The organism is Rhizobium sp. L9, from assembly GCF_002531885.1.
Lineage (GTDB): Bacteria > Pseudomonadota > Alphaproteobacteria > Rhizobiales > Rhizobiaceae > Rhizobium.
This window is the reverse complement of record NZ_NWSZ01000027.1, coordinates 56,513-79,184: the sequence shown is the minus strand read 5'-3', so window position 1 is coordinate 79,184 and position 22,672 is coordinate 56,513. Positions and strand designations below refer to the sequence as shown.

At 59.1% G+C, this 22,672-nt stretch carries 18 protein-coding genes and 5 pseudogenes; 11 read left to right on the top strand and 12 right to left on the bottom strand.

Annotated features, from left to right (window positions below; all coding sequences use genetic code 11):
* The first annotated feature begins 35 nt into the window (after positions 1-35).
* The gene (locus tag CO660_RS25300; RefSeq protein ID WP_097601060.1) at positions 36-710 is read left to right on the top strand and encodes a type 1 glutamine amidotransferase domain-containing protein; all 675 of its coding nucleotides are present in this window, start codon (positions 36-38) and stop codon (positions 708-710) included.
* Between the two features lie 184 nt (positions 711-894).
* On the opposite strand, the pseudogene CO660_RS33970 reads toward CO660_RS25300, so the two are convergent.
* The 5 genes and pseudogenes from CO660_RS33970 to CO660_RS25270 form a co-directional block, all read right to left on the bottom strand.
* Positions 895-1,159, bottom strand: a pseudogene (locus CO660_RS33970) (hypothetical protein).
* 622 nt (positions 1,160-1,781) lie between these two features.
* The gene (locus CO660_RS25290; RefSeq protein WP_141504911.1) at positions 1,782-2,048 is read right to left on the bottom strand and encodes a hypothetical protein; all 267 of its coding nucleotides are present in this window, start codon (positions 2,046-2,048) and stop codon (positions 1,782-1,784) included.
* Positions 2,049-2,151: 103 nt separating this feature from the next.
* Positions 2,152-3,414 carry a PHB depolymerase family esterase gene (locus CO660_RS25285; RefSeq protein ID WP_097601058.1) on the bottom strand — a complete coding sequence of 421 codons (1,263 nt, stop codon included), beginning with the start codon at positions 3,412-3,414 and terminating at the stop codon, positions 2,152-2,154.
* 31 nt (positions 3,415-3,445) lie between these two features.
* Positions 3,446-3,865 carry a CopG family transcriptional regulator gene (locus CO660_RS25280; protein ID WP_097601057.1) on the bottom strand — a complete coding sequence of 140 codons (420 nt, stop codon included), beginning with the start codon at positions 3,863-3,865 and terminating at the stop codon, positions 3,446-3,448.
* Positions 3,866-4,140: 275 nt separating this feature from the next.
* Positions 4,141-4,371 (bottom strand): annotated as a pseudogene (locus tag CO660_RS25270) (response regulator); the annotation flags it as partial.
* Positions 4,372-4,587: 216 nt separating this feature from the next.
* On the opposite strand from CO660_RS25270, the pseudogene CO660_RS25265 reads away from it, so the two are divergent.
* The 5 genes and pseudogenes from CO660_RS25265 to CO660_RS25245 all read left to right on the top strand — a co-directional run bounded on the left by CO660_RS25265 (position 4,588) and on the right by CO660_RS25245 (position 10,985).
* A pseudogene (locus CO660_RS25265) lies at positions 4,588-5,611 on the top strand (ABC transporter substrate-binding protein).
* Between the two features lie 119 nt (positions 5,612-5,730).
* On the top strand, positions 5,731-6,759 hold the full coding sequence (locus tag CO660_RS25260; RefSeq protein WP_097601055.1) for an ABC transporter substrate-binding protein: 1,029 nt from the start codon (positions 5,731-5,733) through the stop codon (positions 6,757-6,759).
* A gap of 68 nt (positions 6,760-6,827) precedes the next feature.
* Positions 6,828-9,050 carry an iron ABC transporter permease gene (locus tag CO660_RS25255; protein WP_097601054.1) on the top strand — a complete coding sequence of 741 codons (2,223 nt, stop codon included), beginning with the start codon at positions 6,828-6,830 and terminating at the stop codon, positions 9,048-9,050.
* Positions 9,047-10,108, top strand: a complete 1,062-nt coding sequence (locus CO660_RS25250) for an ABC transporter ATP-binding protein (protein WP_097601053.1) — start codon at positions 9,047-9,049, stop codon at positions 10,106-10,108. The genes CO660_RS25255 and CO660_RS25250 overlap by 4 nt, the downstream gene beginning before the upstream one ends.
* Positions 10,109-10,187: 79 nt before the next feature.
* Complete coding sequence (locus CO660_RS25245) at positions 10,188-10,985, top strand: inositol monophosphatase family protein (protein WP_176536380.1); 798 nt, start codon at positions 10,188-10,190, stop codon at positions 10,983-10,985.
* A gap of 322 nt (positions 10,986-11,307) precedes the next feature.
* Here the strand turns inward: CO660_RS25245 and CO660_RS34525 are convergent.
* The 7 genes and pseudogenes from CO660_RS34525 to CO660_RS25210 all read right to left on the bottom strand — a co-directional run.
* Positions 11,308-11,487, bottom strand: a pseudogene (locus CO660_RS34525) (SAM-dependent methyltransferase); the annotation flags it as partial.
* Positions 11,488-11,568: 81 nt separating this feature from the next.
* Positions 11,569-12,303 carry a phosphotransferase gene (locus CO660_RS25235; protein WP_097601050.1) on the bottom strand — a complete coding sequence of 245 codons (735 nt, stop codon included), beginning with the start codon at positions 12,301-12,303 and terminating at the stop codon, positions 11,569-11,571.
* Between the two features lie 114 nt (positions 12,304-12,417).
* A pseudogene (locus CO660_RS32900) lies at positions 12,418-12,495 on the bottom strand (histidinol phosphatase); the annotation flags it as partial.
* 38 nt (positions 12,496-12,533) lie between these two features.
* On the bottom strand, positions 12,534-13,862 hold the full coding sequence (locus CO660_RS25225; RefSeq protein WP_097601048.1) for an aspartate aminotransferase family protein: 1,329 nt from the start codon (positions 13,860-13,862) through the stop codon (positions 12,534-12,536).
* A 13-nt stretch (positions 13,863-13,875) separates the two neighbouring features.
* Positions 13,876-15,009 carry a phosphotransferase gene (locus CO660_RS25220; RefSeq protein WP_097601047.1) on the bottom strand — a complete coding sequence of 378 codons (1,134 nt, stop codon included), beginning with the start codon at positions 15,007-15,009 and terminating at the stop codon, positions 13,876-13,878.
* Positions 15,010-15,155: 146 nt separating this feature from the next.
* The gene (locus tag CO660_RS25215) at positions 15,156-15,824 is read right to left on the bottom strand and encodes a haloacid dehalogenase type II (protein WP_097601046.1); all 669 of its coding nucleotides are present in this window, start codon (positions 15,822-15,824) and stop codon (positions 15,156-15,158) included.
* Between the two features lie 405 nt (positions 15,825-16,229).
* Complete coding sequence (locus CO660_RS25210) at positions 16,230-17,105, bottom strand: GNAT family N-acetyltransferase (RefSeq protein WP_097601045.1); 876 nt, start codon at positions 17,103-17,105, stop codon at positions 16,230-16,232.
* Between the two features lie 669 nt (positions 17,106-17,774).
* On the opposite strand from CO660_RS25210, the gene CO660_RS25205 reads away from it, so the two are divergent.
* The 5 genes from CO660_RS25205 (at position 17,775) to CO660_RS25185 (ending at position 22,590) form a co-directional block, all read left to right on the top strand.
* Entirely contained in the window at positions 17,775-18,770 is a 996-nt protein-coding gene (locus CO660_RS25205; protein ID WP_097601044.1) for an ornithine cyclodeaminase family protein, read from the top strand.
* A 153-nt stretch (positions 18,771-18,923) separates the two neighbouring features.
* Positions 18,924-19,898 carry a threonine/serine dehydratase gene (locus CO660_RS25200; RefSeq protein ID WP_097601043.1) on the top strand — a complete coding sequence of 325 codons (975 nt, stop codon included), beginning with the start codon at positions 18,924-18,926 and terminating at the stop codon, positions 19,896-19,898.
* 253 nt (positions 19,899-20,151) lie between these two features.
* Entirely contained in the window at positions 20,152-21,276 is a 1,125-nt protein-coding gene (gene argE / locus CO660_RS25195) for an acetylornithine deacetylase (RefSeq protein WP_097601042.1), read from the top strand.
* A gap of 9 nt (positions 21,277-21,285) precedes the next feature.
* Complete coding sequence (locus CO660_RS25190; RefSeq protein ID WP_097601041.1) at positions 21,286-22,209, top strand: glyoxylate/hydroxypyruvate reductase A; 924 nt, start codon at positions 21,286-21,288, stop codon at positions 22,207-22,209.
* Positions 22,210-22,236: 27 nt separating this feature from the next.
* Positions 22,237-22,590 carry a cupin domain-containing protein gene (locus CO660_RS25185; RefSeq protein ID WP_097601040.1) on the top strand — a complete coding sequence of 118 codons (354 nt, stop codon included), beginning with the start codon at positions 22,237-22,239 and terminating at the stop codon, positions 22,588-22,590.
* Positions 22,591-22,672 lie beyond the last annotated feature (82 nt).

Sequence of the window (22,672 nt, the reverse complement as noted above, 5' to 3'; positions counted from 1 at the left end):
TCCCGTATGCCAAGTATAAACAAACGGAGAAGCAAATGACAAAGCACGTTCTATTCATCGTCACAAATGCAGCAGTGATCGGTCCGCATAATCGTCCCACCGGTTTCTTCTTCGCGGAGGTTGCTCATCCGTTTGACGTCCTCGACAAGGCGGGCGTCGCCGTCGAGTTCGCGTCACCTGCTGGCGGATGGACTCCGTTTGACGCCTATGACGAGAAAGACGTCGCGCAGAAAGAGTTTCGTGGGAGCAAGGCTTTCCGCCGACTGAACCGCAGTCGTCGGCTGTGCGAAGTGAACGCCGCGGATTATGATGCGATCCTCATTCCCGGAGGCCTGGGGCCGATGGTCGACATCCAACGCAATCGTGAGGTCCAGAGTGCGATCGTGCGCGCCTGGACGACGAGCAAGATCGTCAGCGCGGTCTGCCATGGACCGTGCTCGTTACTTGGCGTTGATCTTGGCGACGGAACACCGTTCGTACGCGGCAAAAAGGTGACGGGCTTCTCGAAAAAGGAGGAATACGACTACGCCCGCGAGGATGTGCCGTTCGAGCTTGAAGATGCCTTGACGGGCGAGGGTGCTATCTATTCGTCTGCGGCGAACTGGGAGCCTCATGTCGTCGTCGATGGTCGCCTCATCACTGGTCAAAATCCGGCTTCCGCTGGACCTCTGGCGCAGGAGTTGCTTGCGGCCCTCAGAAAGCAGGGGTGATCATCGCTCCTATTGCTCGCCTGCCAGCGCATACTGCAGGCGAGCAACCCGTCGTTTGCGTTCAGCGTTTTATTTCCTTGCTATGCTGGCCATCGGATCGTCGACGTTGGTAAGCTCCTTCGCCACTACACTCTACGCGTTGTCCGCCGGGAGTGCCGACCTCAGATATGACAGTGGGATGTCGTTACTCGCGAACTTCGAGACGGTCTCCGTATTTGAGAGCGAGCCACCTGCAATCTTCGCAATCAAGCTCAATGCCATCGAGTGTGACTGTCGCAGCCGCCGTGCTGCGAACAGACTGATCCAACCTGGCGACACGAAGAATGGCGTTGCCAAGCAGCATCTCACATGGAGCCTGATCTACTTCAGGGCCGCCGACGCTGTGCGTCAATACCCCGCACCGGGGCAAGCCATTTGCGCATTCGGATGATATTTCTGTCCTCGACCATGAGCGTGCCTCTGCCGGAAACCCGGTCAGTTCACCTCGAACTGACCAAGTCACTGCTAGGAAAACCCGTTTGAGAAATCCTTTGGCAGATAATTTAAGACTCCTGGCGAGGGGAATCTCAGATTAAGTGCAACAGCTCATGCTTTGCTATCGGCTTCTTTGATCCGCGATGTTGCACAAGGAAAATCGTAATATCAGGGTCGTGGGTTCGGGTCCCTTCAAGGCGGCCAAGTCACGTGGAAGCGTCCGATTCGCAGGACTTCTGCTATTTTTCATGATCTTGGATCCAGCAACTGCGAGCATGCCAAAGCGGTCCTGGCGCTCTCGACGCCACGTTCCTGCGGACCCCCAGCGCCTGATTGCTTCAATCATGTCAAGTTTATTGCGGCCGTTTCATCTCCGACTATCCTTGTAGGGCGCTGGAGATTGAACATGCAGAATGGAAAACGCAGGCCTCACGGGATGTCTCCGAAGGGAGATTTCGCGCAATCCAAAACTGTTGCGACAGCGATCATTGAGGACAGTCTTAGGGCTGAAAGAATGAAGACGGAGAAGTTGCGAGCGACCCGGCTGAATGCCCTGAAATCGAATGAAAAGCAGCGAGGGCATCAGCTGTAAAGTCGTTAGTCGGAGCGGCGACTGTCTGCAGCTATGCAGATAGGAAATCGATTGGCAGGGTGAGGCCGACACGTGCAATCGCAGTTCCCCCCTACGTTTAGCAGTTCGACAGCGATGGTTTCATCGGGACCGCTTGGCAACCCGTCTCCGGCAATCTCTCCCAGAACGCGCTTCGCTTCATCGAGGGCAGCCGCCAGATCGACGAATTCATAACACTCTTCATTCGCCACTTCGCCGTCCTGATGCTTGAACCGAAACCTGTAAATCGTCATCAGATGCTCCTCGGGCTGGCGGCAGAACCGCATGCCCAGGATATGGTTCCAGACGATGTGAGACATCAGAGGAAGGCTTGGCCACGTGACAGCCAATCGATCATCATTTACATTGATCGAGGAAGAAGCGGACCATTTCTGTTGTGGCGTTCGGCCCTCGAGGATCTGTATATGACCCGTCGGCATGTCCGCCTGACCACGCATGCCCCGCGCCGTTCACCAGCCAGTATTCCAGTGCGGGCCTTCCATTCTCGTCCGTAAGAACGGTTGTTTCATAGGTCAGGCCGCCAGCAGAACGGCCGGGCTTGCTCACTGCGCCACCCCGCGCAGATGGGGTTGTCGTCGCGACGATCCGATCGGCGTTGGAGGGATGAACCGTCCGGTCAGCGTCGCCGTGGAAAACGATCGTGCGGACCTGGCACGCCGCGTCTAAATCTTTCGGGTCTCTCCTGCGAGAGATAGGACTGCCTTCCCCACGCATAGCGGTGAATGCCGAAACGACGTCGGTGGCCGATCCGCAGGCCAGCCCGGAATGGATTCCCACCGCTGCATAGAGATCAGGATAGGCCTCGGCCATCACCGCCGCCATCGCTCCGCCGGCAGACAGGCCCGCAACAAAGATCTGGCTGCGATCGAGTTCGAAGTCGCGAATGATCTCTTCCGTGATGCCGGCGATGATCGCAGGCTCGCCAGCGCCGCGTCTCTGATCCGATGGCTGAAACCAGTTCCAGCAAGATGATGCGTTGTTCGCTGCCGTCTGGCCGGGATAGGCCACCACCAGGCCATTTGCTTCGGCGGCGGCGTTCATGTCGGTTCCAATCGCGAAGTCGTCTGGATCCTGCTTGCAACCATGCAGCATGACGACGAGGCCTCGCGGCACGGCTGGCGCGGAGGCCGGAACGTAGAGCTTGTAGCTTCGCGTGCCCGCCGCACACGTGAACGAGCGTGCCAGATATTGTGCACCGTCCGGGATTACAGGCTTGAGGGAGCGTCGCGTCATGCCGGGAAGGCCGCCGTCTGAAAATGATGGCAGCTTCCCGGCCATCGAGCGTCCTTCACTGAGGATCCTGAGCGTGTCTCCCAGCGGCCGTCGCACCCGCGGCGATCGTTGAAAAGTATTCGTCTCGGCGAAAGTGGATTCCGGTTTTGCCGCAGGCTCTATGAGCTGGGCGTGAGGATCTATCGGAAATGGTTTCGGGCGCGAATTCGCGGGCGGGGGCATGATGTCGGAAACCGCCGTTCCAGGTTCGCCTGAGACGGTTCGCCCGGCAAGAGTATCCAGGATTACTCGGGTGGCTTCCGAAGGGTTCGAGGCACGCGTGAAGAGCGTTGCCCGGCGCATGGCCGCAGCAAATTCATCATTCATGGGTAGTATCCTTGTTGACGGTGCGATTAGCTTATCGGATGCGCTCTGCGAGCGCGGATTTCAGTTCCGGGCTGGCCTGAAGCGCGCCGAGCACGGTGATGGATTCGATTGTCGCAAGAGCGAGGTCTGGCGTTACATCCGACGCGATACGGGCGAGGCCCACCACTTTGATCTTCAGTCTTTCTCCAGCCGCTTTGACGGACTCCAAGTCGGTTCTGCTGTAGTCGCGCAGTCCAAGTTCGAGCGTGTGACGGACAATCGATTGCTTTACCGCCTCGCCTTCAATGCCCAGCTGGTTCCGGATCGCAGTGCGGATGAAATCGGTGCGATTTGAGTAGAATCCCTCCTGAACGAGGAGGTCGATGCGGCCGAGATCGACATAGCCAAGATTAATTGTGATCTTTTCCGATTCAGTCCCCTTGTCGGGAAGCCTGCGTATATTGTCCGCCATGATCGTTCTCCATCCATGTGGATGGTATATGGATGGTAAAATCAGGTATTCAAGAGCCGCAGTTGCGAGGATCCGCTTAAGATTACGCCATGCGGTTTGGGGAGGACGCAACCGACTGTTTTTTTGCGATTCCCATCACCCACATACGAAATTCTCTTCCATAGGGCTTTTCAAAAGCGGAACGATCCGAAGCAAGGTAGTAGCTCTCGGGAAGCGGAAGGCGGATGTCGAAAGGAACGACCAGGGTACCAGCCCGCAACTCGCCCTCGATCATCGATATTGGTCTGCGCCCGCAGGCGCTGCGCGAAGGTACGGCCGGAGGTGCCGGGCAGGTTATGGTCGACGAGCACGAGATGCACTGTTTCGCGCGAAAGCACGATCGCCGCTTCCTCCGCCGACGGCGCGGTGAGCGGCGTCCAGCCCTCCGCCTCCACGAGGTCGGAGATAAGCTCCGCCATGTCCGGATCGTCCTCGACGATCAGAATGCAGATCCTCTCATTCAACACATGCACGTCCTCCCGCATCCATTATAGGCAGGGCTGTCACGATCTTCAAAGCGGGCTCGTGTTATGCGCTTTGTCACATTTGTAACCTTTGTCATTTTTGAGGGGTTCGCCGCCGGCAAAGCTGTAAAAACCGTAACCATTCTTCGATTGCGCAACGCGGCAGATCTGACATCCTTATTGCGGAGATTGGGACGCAAGGTCCAACGGGAGGAAATCGTGAGAGGCATCACCGCTTTTAGCGCGGTCGCGGCTTTGTGGCTGGCGAGCACCGGCACCGGCATGGCTGCCCCGTCACTCACCGTTTTGTGCGGTGTGGACGAGATGTGGTGCGCCGCGATGAAGACGGCCTATGAGGCAAAGACCGGGCACGAGATTTCGGTAACCCGCAAGAGCACCGGCGATATTCTCAATCAGATCCGGGCGGAGGAAAGCAGCGCCGACCGTCGATGTCTGGTGGGGCGGCACGGGCGACACCCATCTGCAGGCTGGCTCTGAAAATCTTCTCGAACCCTATCAGCCGGCCCATGAGCGCGACATGCTGCCCTGGGCGCAGAATTTCTTCGCCATGTCCGGCGGCCGCTCGGCCGGTATCTATGCCGGGGCGCTCGGCTTTGCCTACAATGCCGATCTGCTGCTCGAGCTGAAGTTGCCGGCGCCGACCTGCTGGAAGGACCTGACGGATACCGCCTATCATGGCCGCATCCAGAGCGGCAATCCGAATTCTTCCGGCACCGCCTTCACCACGCTTGCGACGCTGGTGCAGCTCTTCGGCGAGGATGAGGCGTTCCGTTATCTCGCCGCGCTCAACCGCAATATCGAGCGTTACACCCCTTCCGGAGCTGCGCCTATCAAGGCGGCGGCGCGCGGAGAAACCCTTATCGGTATTTCCTTCATGCATGACGCCGTCACGCAGAAGCAAGCGGGCTTTCCCCTCGTGATCGTCGCACCCTGCGAAGGCACCGGCTACGAGATCGGCGCCGTGAGCATCGTCAAAGGTGCGAAGAACATCGAGGAAGCAAAGCGCTTCGTCGATTTCGCGTTGAGCCCGGAAGGGCAGGGGACCGGAGCGGCGTCCGGCCAGAACCAGGTGCCATCAAACGCGAAATCCAGTCTGCCGCTCGCAGCACCTGACATTTCGATGATCAAAATGGTGGACTATGACTTCGCCACCTTCGGCTCGCCGGAAGAACGAAGTCGACTGCTCCGCAGGTTCGATGCGGAAATCGCCGCGACGAACTGAACAAGCCCTTTAGACAAACAGCAATCCGAAATCGTGAACGCGCTGCCGCGGGCGGGCCGAAGGCCCCGCTGTGTCTCGTTCATGGGAAAATCTAACCCAGGCAACAGGAGGATGCCCGCATGAAAATCAACACCCTTTCCCTCATGCTCTTCGCCGGCACGGCGCTCGGGGCACTACCGGCGCAGGCCGCTGGCGAACTCAACCTCATCTGCTCGGCCGACGTCGTCATCTGCGAGCAGATGAAGGGTGATTTCGAGAAGGCGCATAGCGACATCAAGGTGAACATGGTTCGCCTCTCGTCCGGCGAAACCTATGCCAAAGTGCGCGCCGAGGCCCGCAACCCGAAGACCGACATCTGGTGGGCCGGCACGGGCGACCCCCATCTTCAGGCGGCATCGGAAAATCTGACGCTGGAATACAAGTCGCCGAAGCTCGATGAACTCAACGACTGGGCGAAGAAGCAGGCCGAAAGCTCCGGCTACAAGACGGTCGGCGTCTATGCCGGCGCGCTCGGTTGGGGCTACAACACGGAAATCTTCAAAACCAAAGGCTACAAGGAGCCGGTCTGCTGGGCCGACCTTCTGGCGCCGGAATTGAAGGGCGAGATCCAGATCGCCAATCCGAATTCTTCCGGCACCGCCTACACGGCGCTCGCCTCTCTCGTGCAGATCATGGGTGAGGACCAGGCCTTCGACTACCTGAAGAAGCTGAACGGCAATATCTCGCAATATACCAAGTCCGGCTCGGCGCCCGTCAAGGCGGCTGCCCGTGGCGAGACGGCGCTCGGCATCGTCTTCGTGCACGACGCAGTGGCGCAGACGGCGGAAGGTTTTCCGGTCAAGTCGATCACACCCTGCGAAGGCACCGGCTATGAAATCGGCTCCATGTCGATCATCAAGGGTGCGCGCAATCTCGACAATGCGAAGATCTGGTACGACTGGGCGCTGACGGCTGAAGTCCAGTCCCGCATGAAGGATGCCAAATCCTTCCAGCTGCCTTCCAACAAGAGCGCGGTAATCCCGAAGGAGGCGCCGCGCTTCGAGGACATCAAGCTGATCGACTACGACTTCAAGACCTATGGCGATCCGGCAAAGCGAAAGGCACTGCTGGAACGCTGGGATCGCGAAATCGGCGCCGCCGCCAACTGATGTCCTGACAGGCGGCGCCTGCCTCCACAGGCGCCGCCTTCCTACACTCAAAAACAGCGAGGTCAGCCATGAGACATGGCTATCGCAGGCTGGACGTGGTCCTGCTCCTGGGCGTGGTCGCATTGACCCTGTTGCCCTGGTATCGGATCGAGAACGGCTTCTTCGGGCTCGGTTGGCTGGCCGGTTTTCCCCTTTCCACGGAGGCCGCCCCCGGTCTCGTACAGATATTCGCCCACGGCCGACTATGGCTTGCCGCTGCGCTCGTGCTCCTTCTCCTGGCGGTCGCGGCTCGCGGCATGGCGGACCCGATGCGCCGTGGCGCCGTGCTCGCCTGGACCGGCGCGATCGGCGTCCTGTTCGTCTCGCTCCAGGGCCTCGCCATCGGCTTTTCCGGCTGGAACTGGACGGTGAGCGACACGCTCTTCGGCACACTTTCGAACGGCCAGCCGGCCATGGGGGCGGGTGCGGTCCTCTCTTCCATCACCTTCGTGCTGCTCTTCGCCTTCGGACTTGCCGAGCGCGGCGTCATGAAGGGCGATGCCTTCGTGGTCAGCGCAATCGCCCTGCTGGTCTTCCTCGTCGCCGTCTTCGTCTTCTACCCGATTGGCAGCATGTTCGTCGGTTCGGTGCAGGATTTCGACGGGTCGTTCAATGCGGATAACTTCATCCGCAACATCCAGGATCCGAGCATCTGGAGCCTCAACTGTGTCATCGGCGCCGGCCGCTGCGGCGTCGCCTGGCGCACGCTGTGGCTGGCCATCATGACCGGCCTCGGCTCGACCCTGCTCGGCCTTGCCTTCGCGCTCGTCGCCACCCGCACGCGCTTTCCCTTCAAGAAGGGCCTGCGGCTGCTGACGATCCTGCCGATCATCACGCCGCCTTTCGTCATCGGTCTGGCGCTGACGCTGCTCTTCGGCCGCGCCGGTGTCGTCACGCAGGGGCTGTCGCAACTGTTCGGCCTAGAGCCCGGCCGCTGGCTCTACGGCCTCACCGGGATCTGGATCGCGCAGGTGCTGTCCTTCACGCCGATTTCCTTCCTCGTGCTGATCGGAGTCGTCGAAGGCGTCAGCCCGTCGATGGAGGAGGCGTCAACGACGCTGCGCGCCGACCGCTGGCGCACCTTCCGGCGGGTGTCGCTGCCGCTGATGAAGCCCGGCCTCGCCAATGCCTTCCTCATCGGCTTCATCGAAAGCATGGCCGATTTCGGCAACCCGCTGGTGCTCGGCGGCAGCCATGGCGTGCTCTCGACGGAAATCTTCTTCGCCGTCGTCGGCTCTCAGAATGATCCCTCGCGCGCCGCCGTGCTCGCCATGGTGCTGCTTGCCTTCACGCTCTCCGCCTTCCTCGCCCAGCGCGTCTGGCTATCGGGCAAGAACTTTGCCACCGTCACCGGCAAGGGCGACAGCGGATCGCATATCGCCCTGCCCCGCGGGCTGTCGATCGGTGTGCATGCCGTCGTCATCCCCTGGATCCTTTTCACGCTCGTCATCTACGGCATGATCCTGATCGGCGGCTTCGTGAAGACCTGGGGCCTCGACAATTCGCTGACGCTCGACCACTACGCCAAGGCCTTCTCGATCAGCTTCGAAAACGGGGTTGCCTGGACGGGTGTCGCCTGGAACTCGTTTTGGACAACGATGGAGATCGCGCTGGTCTCCGCCCCGCTGACAGCCGCCGTCGGTCTGCTGACAGCCTACATCATCGTGCGTCAGAAATTCGCCGGCAAGAATGCCTTCGAATTCGCCCTGATGATGAGTTTTGCCATTCCCGGCACGGTCATCGGCGTCAGCTACATCATGGCCTTCAACCTGCCGCCGCTCGAAATGACTGGCTCGGCGCTGATCCTGATCGCCTGCTTCGTCTTCCGCAACATGCCGGTCGGCGTGCGCGGCGGCATCGCGGCGATGAGCCAGCTCGACAAGAGCCTGGATGAGGCCTCCCTGACTTTGCGGGCCAACAGTTTCCGTACGATGCGTAAGGTTATCCTGCCGCTCCTGCGTCCTGCCATCACTGCCGCGCTCGTCTATTCCTTCGTGCGTGCCATCACCTCCATCAGCGCCGTCATCTTCCTCGTCAGCGCCGAATACAACATGGCGACCTCCTACATCGTCGGCCTGGTCGAGAATGGCGAATACGGCGTGGCGATCGCCTATTCCTCCATGCTGATTGTGGTGATGATCACCGTCATCGCCGGCTTCCAGCTCATCGTGGGCGAGCGGCGCCTGCGCCGTGACAACCGCGTCGCCGGCCTCGCCACCTCCGCTTCCTCTCGTCAGGAGAAAATCGCATGATCAACCAGAAAGCCGGTTCCGTCGTCTTCCAGAACGTGCGCAAGACGTTCGGCGCCTTCACCGCCATTGCCGACCTGTCGCTGACCATCGAGCCCGGCACGCTCGTCACCCTGCTTGGCCCTTCCGGCTGCGGCAAGACGACGACGCTGCGCATGCTTGCCGGCCTCGAACATCCTTCCGCCGGAAAAATCCTCATCGGCGGCAAGGACGTCACCATGCTGCCGGCCAATGAGCGCGATGTCTCGATGGTGTTCCAGTCCTATGCGCTTTTTCCGCATATGAATGCGCGCGACAACGTCGCCTATGGCTTGGAATCCTCCGGCCTCAGCCGCAAGGAAGCACGCGAGAAGGCGGAGGAAGGGCTGGCGCTCGTCGGTCTTGCCGGCATGGGCCACCGCCTCCCCGCCGAACTCTCCGGCGGCCAGCAGCAGCGCGTCGCCGTCGCCCGCGCGCTGGTGCTGGAGCCGCAGGTGCTGCTGCTCGATGAGCCGCTCTCAAATCTCGATGCACGCCTGCGCCGCAAGGTGCGCACGGATATCCGCCAACTCCAGCAGCGCCTGGGCTTCACGGCCGTCTATGTCACACACGATCAGGACGAAGCGCTTGCCGTGTCCGACCGCATTATCGTCATGAAGGATGGCGAAATCGCCCAGTCCGGCGCCCCGCGCGATCTCTATGAAGCGCCGGCTTCCGCCTTCATCGCCGATTTCATGGGGGAAGCGAATGTCATCCCATGTGAGGTGGTCGGCATCGATGGCGACGATGCTGAAATCCGCATCGGTGGTTTCAAGCACCGCGTGCCTGCCGGTCGGGCGAGGCCGGGTGCGGCAAGCCTTGCCGTTCGTCCCGGCGCCATCGCGCTTTCCGAGGGACGTGGGCAAGGGCTTGCCGGCCGTATCTTGCATTCGGCCTATCTCGGAGATCATGTCGAGTACGAGGTCGAAACCGACGTCGGCACGCTCTTCATCGTCGACCACGCCGTCGACCGCATCCTGCCGGCCGCCGCCGACGCGACGCTCGGCTTTCGAAGCCGCGGCATCGCCCTTATCAGCGGGTGAGCCTCTAATATCTGAACATTCGGTCGGTGCGGGGCGCTCAATTCCCGGACCGACGACAGCCATTGCAAGGGGTACCAGCATTATGTTGCAAGAGACCGAATTTGATACACGCTTCGCTTTCGCCAAAGCGGTGGCACAGGAGGCGGGCGCCATGGCGCTCGACTATTTCAACAGGCGCGAAACGCTCGTGGTCGAAACGAAGCGGGATCTGCAGGATGTCGTGTCCATTGCCGACCGTAACGTCGAGACGTTCATCCGCAGGCGCGTGGCGGAAGCTTTTGGGGCAGACGGATTTCTCGGCGAGGAATACGGGTATCAGGAAGGGCAGTCGGGATTGACATGGGTAGTCGATCCGATCGACGGAACGGCGCCCTTCGTCAATGGCATGCCGACGTGGTGTGTGTCGATTGCGGTTCTGCACCGCGGTGTACCGGTGATCGGCGTCATCCATGTTCCATGCACTGATGAACTCTACGCAGCGGCAGCGGGCATGGGTGCGAGCCTGAACGGCAAGAATCTCAGCCTCGACCCGTCGAGGACTTTGCAGAATGCGATGACGGGCATCGGCTGCAATACCTATGTCACCCCGGAACGGGTAGGCGCGATTGTCGCCGCCGTGCTTGGCAAGGGTGGGAATTTTATCCGCAATGGCTCCGGTGCCCTGATGCTCGCCTATGTGGCCGCTGGCCGGCTTGTTGGCTATTACGAGCCTCATATGCGTGCCTGGGATTGCATGGCCGGCTACTGCCTCGTCAGGGAGGCAGGTGGAACTCATCTAACCTTCCCGGCTGAAGGCGAAGCTTTGCTACAGGGCCATCCGGTGCTGGCGAGCAATCAGACAGTCTATGCTGATTTGCTGGCAATCCATACCGGCTAAACATCCCAGCGCCCATCGGGGGTCGGGGCTCCGGCGACTGCGCTCCCATTCAGACGTATTCTCGGAGACCCTTGATTTTCACCAGAACGGAGCCGATCGCCAAAATTTCTGTGTGAATGCCGGTTGCCGAACGTCCTTTATATCACCGGGAGCGAAAATAGCTGGGTGAATAGTTCGAATACGTTCAACTGCGAGGGGGAACGGGAGTTCAATCGCCTCCATACGTTCGTCGCGAACAGACAAACACCAATAGAGGCGGCAAGTATAAAGCAGAGGCTGCCGGCGTTCACTAGGGACGAGGCAATTCATTCGTCTTATCGGCCGGGATCGCAGAGAATGTCCAATATTCGACGCGGCCCTCGGTCTCATCGAAATAGTCTGCCACCTGGACGGCGATTGCTTCTCCCTTGTCATCACGGATGTTCCGGAGGGTCGGAGGCAGGAAAACATGGATGAAGGATGGAGAACTGCAGAAATTCGCCCGGTTGAGCACGCGGCCGATTTCGGGGTGCACTTCAAAATCCACTAGAGCAACTCAAAACTGGATAAAACCTGGGGCAAGGTCAGCGGATCGTCGAACTCCTCAGACCGGCCAAACTTCGCCCAGCCGCCTGACCGAGTATTCGTCCGGCCAACACACGGCGGCTTCCCATGCGGCGGACGCTTGTGTGGCGATGTCATAGGCGCGGTCGTCGAGACCGGCGGCATTGCCGGGCAGCACCAGGTCGAGGTCGGGAACGTCGACATGTGACTCGTCCCAGTCGATCAACGCGACCCGGTCGGCGGTCATGCGGACGTTGGCAGCACTGTTGGGGTTGCCGTGGACAACGCATGTCTGAGGTCCGACGAGCCGCGCCCACGCGGCTCGACATCGCATAACGCCCTCGGGCGGCATCGCGGCAAGGTCGATCCTCGTTCCGGTTTCGGCGTGAAGGAGGTCGGTCGATGATCGCCAGCCCGGGCGCTGCGGCCAGCCCTGCGTCAACCGATGCAGCTCGCGGAGCGTATCAGCCATGCGACGCCAGTCGGATTCCGTTTCGGGCGGTCCGCGCTCGATGTATCTCATCACCACCAGACCGTCCACGAACAGCCGGCCGTCAGTCGTCGGGATCGGCACTGGAGCGTGCATGCCTTCACGGTCGAGGTATTGGATCAGTTCGGTTTCCCATGCGAGATCGGCGTCGGTTCTGCGTCCGAGACGACCGACGGCGACCTTCCCGTTGACGCGAACGCTCCACACGTCGTTGGCAATGCCGCCCGTCAGCCGTTCGATGCGAACCGCGTCTTCACCCCATTGCCTGAGTGCGTCCCATCCCATTGGCGATATCATTGGCTGACGTTCTTTGAATCAGTGGAAGCAGTAAGCCGCCATTTCGTCGTCGGCCACCGCTGCTGGGTGTGACCTAATCCCCGCATGCTCGGCGGCTTCGTTCGTCCACGCGGAGAACATGGATCGATCTGGGAAGTGCCCGAGCTTGACGACATCCACGACCTTCAGGTTGGGGTTAGTTTGTGTCCGCGGGTGGCAACTAACCCCTGTCGAGGGCATTAACCTCCGGCCCTGTTCAGAGCACGCCTGATGGCAACAAGGAACAGGTCGACGTCTCCGGATTGGCAGATGAGCGGCGGGCGCACTTTGAGTGTATCTTCATTGGCTCCTGTCGTGCTGATGAGCACGCCATCATCCCGCATTGCATTGACCAGATCCAGAGCCATTGCGCGCCTATCCAGCGTCGGCATCTCCGCGGGTCCGATGTCGATGCCAAAGAATAGACCTGCGTTGCGGATGGCGCGAATGCCATCGTGCTTCCTTGCTAACTCCTCCAGCCCGACTCTGAGCTGCTCGCTCATGGCAAGAGCGTTTTGAGGAATTTGGTCACGCTGCAAGATCGTTAGCACGGCGTCTGCAGTCGCAATCCCAACCGTATTGCCGGCAAAGGTATTCGAGTAGCGAGCGGTGGCGCCAAACCGCTCCATGGGCGCTTTGCGACCAACGACCGCCCCAATCGGAAAGCCGTTACCCATTGGTTTGCCGAGAGTTACAAGGTCGGGTACGATTCCGTGCCGTTCAAAGCCCCACATATGAGCACCAGTTCGTCCGAAACCCGGCTGAACTTCGTCGGCGATGACGAGGCCGCCCGCGTCCCACACCGCCGCAACTCCGCCCGCAATGAAACCGGGCGGATCTACCCACACCCCGTCACTTGAAAAGATGCTGTCGATGAGCAGGGCGGCAACGCCTATGCCGCGACGGGTCAGATCCGCTATTGCTGAACGCACCTGAGCCTCGAAAAAGTCGGCGGCTTGCGTTTCTGGTATACCTGCCGGGCCGGGGAGAGAAACCATCCGCACGAATGGGCTGAGCCTGACGGCGTCTCCCAAGTTAGGCGAAACCGCAGCCACAGCCGCGCTCGTGCCGTGATACGCATGCGAGGAGACGATCACCCCCTCGCCGCCACTCACGAGACGCGCGATCCGTAGGGCAAGATCGTTGGATTCACTGCCCGTGCATGTGAAGACCACGCGGTCGAGCTCGTCTGGGAACGTATCAACCAGCCGCTCAGCATAGTCGACAAGTCTTGGCTCGAGATAGCGCGTGTTGGCGCTGATACGCGCCGCCTGTTCCGCCATTGCCGCATTCACCTCTGGGTGGCAATGACCGAGGGAGGGAACATTGTTGTAGAAGTCGAGATAAGCCTCGCCGTCCGGATCATAAAGCCACATGCCTTCGCCGCGAACGAAATGCACAGGCCGTCTATATTGCAGTCGATAAGATGCTCCGAGAACTGCGTCACGGCGGGCAATGAGCTCGGCTTCGCGCGCTGGGAGGTCGGACTCACCTGGTCTGTAGCGATTGGGCATAAGGTCTGTGGACATGTTCTCCGCCTGTCTAAGGTTTCGGTGAAGGCTTTGACGCTGCCGAGAGGACTGCCGCCTCGCCTGATGCAGTGGAAAGAGGCGCCAGGATAGACAGGCCGCGCTCGGCACGAGCGACGTTCTTTTTGATGTACTCCGCGTCGGCCGGAAAGAGATAGGAGCGCCAGTAATTGACTAATATCAGTGCGCTTTGTCGTGCCCGCATCAGCCCGACCAGCAGCTTTGCTTCGAGAGCAGAAAGTGGAACGACCGCCGCATAGCCTGCAATGAGGTGCTCGGCTCCGCCCAAAGGAAGAGTTGGATCCGTCACGACGTGACTTGCCGCGATCGCCAGATCTTGGATCCTTGGGCTCCAACTGCCATCGCCGAAATCGATGAAACCCAAGCCATCGCTGGTAACGATTGTGTTGAACGGGCTGGGATCGTTATGAGTAACTTGCCAATCCAAATTCTGGATCTGCGGCTCGATGATCCGCATGTATTCCGCCATCGCTGCCCCAACGCTTTCAGCCACGCTTCCAGCCGGTAGGTATTCCTCTAGTTCCATCAATCGCGACCAGCACCCGATATGCCAGAGAATGGGGCGTTTGGCCGAGGGTAGGTTGACTTGCCCAAGCGCCATGTCCAGTCGGCCAAGAGCGCTTCCGGTACGAAAGAGGAGCTCAGGAGTTGGCGTCTCTTTGTGCAAAGAGATGCCCTCGATACGGGTCTGTAGGTAACCGCTAATACCCTCTTCCTCAAACATCAATGCGCCGCTACTCGTGCGAATAAGTGTGGGTGCAACAAATCCCGCGCTATTCTGTAATGCCGCCAAGGCAGCGCTTTGGAAACGGAAGCTGTCGATCGCCTCACGTCGTGCCGACGTCTTCAGGATCAATCGGCGACCGTCAAGCAGAGAGACCTCAGCAGTGCGTTCGACCTCAGACGACAAGACCGCGATCGATCCTTCCAACCCGTAGTGCCGCTTTAGCAGTGTTGCCGAAATGTCGGGTTCCGAAAGGTCTGGCGGCGTGGAGAGAATTGCGGTTGCGGCGCGAAAAAAAGCCTCTGTCGAGGCTGCAGCATGCGGTGGTTGACGGAAGGCCGCAGCCGCGGGGCTGCTGAGCCGGCCGAAGTCCCGATCGGCATCAAAACCACGATCGCCCAATTCGAAGATCCTCGCCGTTTATGGTGCTTTTCGTGCGGCCGAGCTAGAAGCTCTGACCTAGTGTGACTAGATCAGAGCAGGCACTCGAGCACCGCCAACTGGCTTGCGCGTCTTTCGATTCGTGAGCCGCGGTCGCCTTATTCAAGTTAGAGTCCGAAAACGCCGGGCAGCTGCGAAATATCGCGAATCTCGGTGTATTCATAATAGGGGTTGGCTGGCTCATGGCCACGATTGACCCACACCTTGCTCTTGATACCCAGATCATAGGCGGACATGAGGTCGTGACGGAAAGACGACGAGACGTGCGTTATGTCCTCCGGTCCGCATCCGAGCATGTCAAACATATATTCAAACGCCTTGAGGTGCGGCTTGTAGGCTCCTGCCTCCTCGGCAGTGTAGACAGCATGAAACGGCGCGCCGAGCTTTGCCACGTTCGAAGGGATCTGGGCCACCATGGAATTTGTCAGAATGACAAGGGGGATTTCCTTGGCGAGCTTAGCTAGTCCTTCGGGCACATCCGGATGCGGTCCCCATGTCGGTACGCGGTTGTAGATGGTTTCGGCGTCTTCGGGCCGGAAGTGAACCTTATTACGGCGGCACGTGCGCTCCAAGGCGTTGTGGACAACGTCGGCGTAAGGTTTCCAAGCCTGCATTACCTCATCAATGCGGTACGCCTGGAAGTTCTTGATGAATTCGTTCATGCGCGGCCCGTCCAGGAGATGACCGAACAGATCCCGAGCGGCTTCCGCCATCTGAAAGTTGATCAACGTACCATGGCAGTCGAATGTTACGTATTTAGGCCTGAAGCGATCCATGTCCTTGGCTCCTGTGAACTGTACGGCATGGACGAAGCATAGTTGCAGTCGTTTGGCAGAATGTGCCGGAATGTTTCATCTTTCAGCAGAAGTCTCTTCGGTCGCAGCAAATCCCGCACAACCTTCCGCTGGCGGCGGGTCTCGCATTTGGTTGTGTCCTGAGTTGAGTTGCTCCAGCGAATGCAGCGGTTCGCGAGGCCGCGTTGTGTTGGAACAATTGCGTCTGCCTTTAACGGCAACTGACGAGACGGAACTAGCTGGAATACTGAAAAGGCGCCATTTCGAGCGTCGGCAGTCGAAGCGAGAGCGATCCAAGAGCTGGCATTCCGAGGCTCCTTTGCACAGGCTTCCTGCGTGTATGAGCCGATTAAAGCTAGCAATGCCGTCATCGGGACGGGCTATGGTTCACCCGAGTGCGTGACCAGCCAGGCCATAAATCCAAGGTTCGCCGGCCTTACGGTTCAAAAGGAGTTGGCCCCGCGACATAGTTGTCACTCGTTCGGCCACTTGAAGGTCGCACGCGCGTAGAAAGTTCACCAATGGTCCTGTTTCGCGCGTGTCGACGCGCGCAAACTGGCCCTTCAGATTCCGTAGATGGACCGCAATGAGCTGAAGCGCGTCATCGTCGTTGCTAGCTACAACAGGGCCGATCACATGGCCGCGGCCGAACTCCCTGCATATGGAATAGCCGACGATCCTCCCATCGCGGCGGAGGGTTTGGATAGTGGAAATCGGAACCAGTGCCGAGATCAGTTCCTCGCGCTTCCAACCGAACGCCTGGGTATCAAGTTCGATGATCTGCCCTAGTGCATCGATCCCCGCTTCAATCAAATCACCGTTCGGAGCGGGCAAGTTGGGCAGGGAGGAAGCAACTGTCCCCTGGTGCATCCATACCGTCGCCTCGTTTGCAAAACCCAACGAGACATACAGATTGTGGGCCGCACGAGTTGAATTGAGATACAGATTTCTGCCGCGACATTCTTCGAATACCTGCTCCATGAGCCAACGGGCATTACCCTGGGCTTGCGAGCGCGGGGTGGTGATCACTAGGCCAATCATCGCAACTTCTTGGCCGTAGGGGAACCACATGGCGCTCCCGAAAACCCGCCCGATGCTATCTACTACCGCTATACCCCGACCGAACTGGCGAAGCCAATCCCAGTCCTTGGTACGGTGTGGCCATCCGACCGCCACGGATAAGGCATGGAGCGAGCCGACATCAATCTCGTTGATATCCCGAGCCACCAACTCGAATGATTTAAGTCGAACAGACTTCGGCATTGACTTTGAGCTCCTTCGCCCGCCACCAGTGGAACGGCCTTGGCGACGCTACTACCAAGCGCCAATGACCTCATGATTGCACGTCAGACTCGGCATCTTTCACTAATTTGCCCTCGGGTGTCGAAATCTTATCCCGAAATTTGCGGCGTCGGGATGACAACGCAACTTTGCTAAACTTAGATAAAGCAAAGTTCGACAGACTGCAGGGGGCCGCACAGAAACCGCAGCATAAATCAGCTCTGCGAGGCGTCAAGAAATGCCAAACGAGCCAAGCATTTTGGAATTTCGTGCTGTTGCGGCAGCATAATTCGGTGACTCCTTCGGCAGGAGAAGACCATACTAACATCATTCCGTCGTGGCATGTCGGCATGTTTCGGTAGGAGCTCGGCAGTTTGTGTCAGTGGATTGGGGGCGATTCGATTGTCAACGCCACCCTGTTGGGCCTTGTAGCATTTCGCGACACCGGGAGTGTGAAACGGCCTCGTCGTTCGGCCGAGGCGTCGAAATTCAGCAAGATCGGCTTCAACAACTGGTGCGATCACGACCGAAGTGACCACAAGCGATCTGGTTTGGGCGCGAAGGCGGCCAGGCAGGCCTCCAATAGCCGGGCTTAAGTTTGCAGGCCCAGCGTGACGTTTTTGCCTTCGTACCAATGATGGGAGAAAGTTCGTGAAAACTCTGCTTCTCAAGAAAGAAGAGGTCGGCAGATTGATCACTATGAGGGACGTGATTGGCGCCGTCGAAGAGGCGTACAAAGCTTTCAACAGCGATCAGGTGGAGCAACCCGATTATATAGGAATGCATCTCCCGTCACCGGGTAGCGAAATCGACTTCAAGCTCAGCCACTACAAAACCAATGAACTTATTTCGATGAAGACGTCCTCGGGAGGGTTTGTCAACAATCCGACTGCATTTGGGGTGCCGAGCGGGATGGGAACCATTCTGCTGTTTGACGCCAGAAACGGGGCGCTGATCTGCGTCATGGACGGCAGCCTGATCACGGGCTTGAGAACCGGCGCCGCGGGAGCTGTTTCCGTAAAGGTGTTGGCGAGGAAAGATGCTCGCAGGATCACATCCATCGGGACTGGAAATCAGGCAAGAATGCAGATCCGAGCGATCCGGGAGGTCATCAATATCGAGGAGATCCATGCCTGGGACAATAGCGCGGATACGCTTTCCCGTTACAAAGCAGATATTGAAAGCGAGTTCGGCATTCCCGTCGTCATTGCGCATTCCAAGAAGGACGCGGTCGAGCAGGCGGATATCCTCGTTACGACGACACGCGGTAAAGGCTCACTCGTGGAAGCCGATTGGGTAAAGCCGGGCACGCATATCGTCGCGATCGGCACGGACCAACGAGGCAAACAGGAACTGGATCCAGAAGTATTCAGAAATGCCAAAATCGTCGTCGACTCGATCGCGCAGTGCAGCGAGAAAGGCGAAACATGGCATCCGCTCGATAGGCATGTCATCACCAAGGAGAGGATCCATGGTGAAATCGGAGAGATATTGCTGGGAAGGAAACCAGGAAGAGAACACGACGATGAGGTGACCATTTTCGACTCTACTGGAATGGCAATCCAAGACAACACAACCGCATCGAAGATCTATAGCAATGCGATAGAGAGAAGCGTTGGAACCTTCTTCGAATTTTTCGAGTCCTGACCTCCGGTACGATCTTGGCAAAGCGGCTGGAAGGTTCCAGCACGTGCGGGCACATCGTTTGCTCGCGATCCGGCGCCGAAAAACAAGCAGTCTTCAGGCCGATCCTTTCCATCAAGGAAACGCGAACTCCAATATACTAAGGCGAGCAGCATCATGCTAGACTATCCAACTATTCAGGACATTTGGGAAGCCCGGGAACGATTGGCGCCCCATATCAGACACACTCCGTTGCTGCGGGCGGACAAGATCGAAAAGGCTGCAGGTTGTCAGCTCTATCTCAAACCCGAAACGCTGCAGATTACCGGCGCATTCAAACTTCGCGGCGCTCTCAACAAGATGCTTTCGCTCCCGCGAGAAGTCATCGCAAATGGCGTCATCGCCAGTTCCTCGGGCAACCATGCTCAAGGACTCTCATACGCGGCTCGAATGCTCGGTGTGAAGGTTGTCATAATTGTTCCGGCCACCACGCCTAAGATCAAGATTGCCAATACCGAAGCATTGGGCGCCGAGGTCATTGTCTTTGATGGCGACACCGCCGCGAGATGGAAGCGGGCCTATGAAATCGCCGAAGAGAACAACTACGCGACCGTCCACGGCTTTGAAGACCCGCTGGTCATGGCCGGTCAGGGCACAATCGGCTGTGAAATTCTGGAAGATTTGAAGGACGTGGAGACGGTCATAGTTCCCTTGGGCGGTGGAGGCCTGATCTCGGGAATTGCGACCGCCATCAAAGAAACCAAACCGTCGGTTCGAGTCATCGGTGCTGAGCCTGCTCTGACACCGAAATACTATCAGAGTCGGATCAACGGCCAGCGCACCTCGTTGCCCCTGAAAAACACGATCGCGGATGGCCTGAGAATTAGTGTTCCGGGCCAGAACCCGTATCCAATAATTGAAAAATACGTCGATGAAATCATTCTCGTCGAAGACCACGACATCATCGCGGGCATGCGCGCACTTGCAAAAGATGCCAAGCTGATTGCGGAGCCGGCGGCTTCGATCGGCATCGGGGCTCTGCTCGCGGGCTCCATAAAGGTCAGGTCGGATGAAAAGGTCTGCGCAGTGCTGAGCGGTGGCAATTGGAACTTGCCGGACCTTGCCGAGATATACAAGGACGGCTCGGAATGACCTTTTGTGATACTTGCTGGATGCGCACGGCGCCTGGACGAGGTGGCCGTACCGACCATGATGCAGATAGCACGCTGCCGCAACATAATACGTCTCTCACTTCGGAGATGTGCGCCAAACTTTCTGCTTTGAGCTAGCTGGATTCAATAGATCCTGCTGCTCAACATGGAGCGTTCGGCAGGAAATGGTCCTCAGCAAGCCGTAATGTGGAGATCAGAGCGCCGCTTGGGCGGCTACGTCAAGGAGACCTGCGATGAACGCCAAGGAAATCCTCGAGCGCCTGGTCGGTTTTCCCTCCGTCGTCGGAACGCCGAACGATGGCATCGTTGCATGGATCACGGACTACGCAGAGCGCTGCGGTGCCAAGGTGACGGTGTTGCCGGGGCCGGAAGGTGACCGCGCCAATCTGTTTGCGACGATCGGCCCCAATCATGTGCCCGGCTATGTTCTCTCCGGACATATGGATGTCGTTCCCGCGCTTGAGACGGCCTGGACATCCGATCCTTTCCGCCTGCGGGCGGACGGTGATCGGCTCTTCGGCCGGGGCACGAGTGACATGAAGGGCTTTCTCGCCGCACTATTGGCTGCTCTGCCCGCAATCGCCGACATGCCGCTCGCGCGCCCCCTGCATTTTGCATTTTCCTATGACGAGGAAGCCGGCTGCCGAGGTGTGCCTCATCTCATCCGTCAGTTGCCCGAGCTTTGCGCCAAGCCGATCGGCGCGATCATCGGCGAGCCCAGCGGCCTGCGTCCGATCCGCGGCCATAAGGGCAAGGCCGCTGCAAGAGTCGAGATCCGCGGGCGATCCGGCCATTCGTCGCGACCTGATCAGGGTCTGAATGCAATCCATGGCTTCGCCTGCGTCCTGCTTGCCGCCGTTCGTGCCGGAGACGCGTTACAGAGCAGCCGATTGGACCCGTGCTTTGAGCCACCCTATTCCTCGCTCCAGGTCGGAACCGTGTCCGGCGGACAAGCCGTGAACATCATTCCGGATTGCCTCACGGCGGAAATCGAGGCCCGGGCGATCACCGGAGTGACACCCTCCGATCTCCTCGAGCCTGTGAGGCTTGCCGCACTCGGGCTTGAGCAGCGAGGATTTCAGACAAAGTGGGAGCTCCTGAGCAGCTATCCGGCGCTATCGCTCGCAGCCGATGCACCACTTGCTACGCTAATGGAGGGCCTGACAGGGGTCGAAACGCTCGCCGCCGTGAGCTACGGCACCGAAGCCGGGCTTTTTCAAGCGGCCGGCATCGATGCGATCATTTGCGGTCCTGGCGATATCGCGAGAGCCCATCGGGCCGATGAGTTCATCCGTGGCGACGAACTCAGTGCATGTCAGACGATGATCGAGCGGCTCGCTGAAACACTCCGAAACTGAGGCATTCCAATGACGTTCTGGTTCAATTCTGATCGAGAGCGAGGGCGCATCTTCGCCGAAGCATTCGCCCGCGACCTGCCCGATCTCCCTTTCATCATGGATGCAACGCAGGTCGATCCCGATGATATCAGTTACGTCCTGACGTGGACCGCTCCGCCGGATCTCGACCGCTTCAAAAACCTGGAAATCGTCTTTTCGATCGGCGCCGGCGTCGATCAGTTCCGGGTTGAAAACCTCCCTTCGGGGGTGAAGCTCGTCCGAATGATCGAGGATGGCATCGTGCGCATGATGCAGGAATATGTGACGCTTGCGGTGCTGGCGCTCCACCGCAATCTCAAGGCCTATCTCATGCAGCAAACTGAAGGGAAATGGCAGGCGCTGCCCGCCCGGCAGGCGGCAGACCGCCGGATCGGTGTACTTGGTCTCGGGATGCTCGGGCAGGCGGTGATCGCGCGGCTGATGCCATTCGGCTTTCCACTGTCCGGCTGGAGCCGTGCTCCGCGCCAGATCGATGGGGTGCGCTGTCATCACGGCGCCGAGTCGCTGGCGTCCTTTCTCGGCGAGACCGACATTCTGGTCTGTCTGCTGCCGCTCACGGAAGAGACGCGTGGCATACTCGATGCACGTCTCTTCGCGGCCCTTCCGCCCGGCGCATCGCTCATTCATGTCGGCCGCGGCGCTCAACTCGATCATGATGCGCTGATCGACGCACTCGATATGCATCAACTGTCCGGTGCGGTGATCGACGTCACCGAACCGGAGCCGCTTCCGCCTGAACATCCGTTTTGGCGCCACCCAAGGATCATGCTCACGCCGCACATCGCCAGCGTGACGCAGCCCGAAACCGCCGCCCGCTCGGTCATCGAGAACATCAAGCGCCATCGCGCCGGCCTCGACCCGATCGGACTGGTCGACCGCACCCGCGGTTACTGATCCACAGCAGGACACAAAGGAGAAACCATGTCACTACTCAAGACCATCGACCCGAACAGCACAGAGGCCCCGCGCGAATCCAAACCGGTTCCGGAGCGGCTAATCTCCGGCGACCCCTCATTCAAGACCTGGGCTCAGGATGTGGCACGCGATGGGCTCGTCCATACCGGTGTCTGGGAAGCAACGCCAGGCCTCACCCGCTCGATCAAAGGCGAGACCTTCGAGTTCTGCCACATCCTCCAAGGGGTCGTTGAGCTCACACCGGATGATGGTGAACCGGTTACCTACAAGGCAGGCGACAGTTTTGTCATGAAGCCGGGCTTTACCGGCACATGGCACACCATCGAAACCGTCAGGAAGATCTACGTGACGGTGATGTAACCGCACCACCGACCACATCCCCACGAGTAACGCACGAGCCTATCGACAGACATAGTCGTCACAAAGGCCTCGTGCGGTCTCG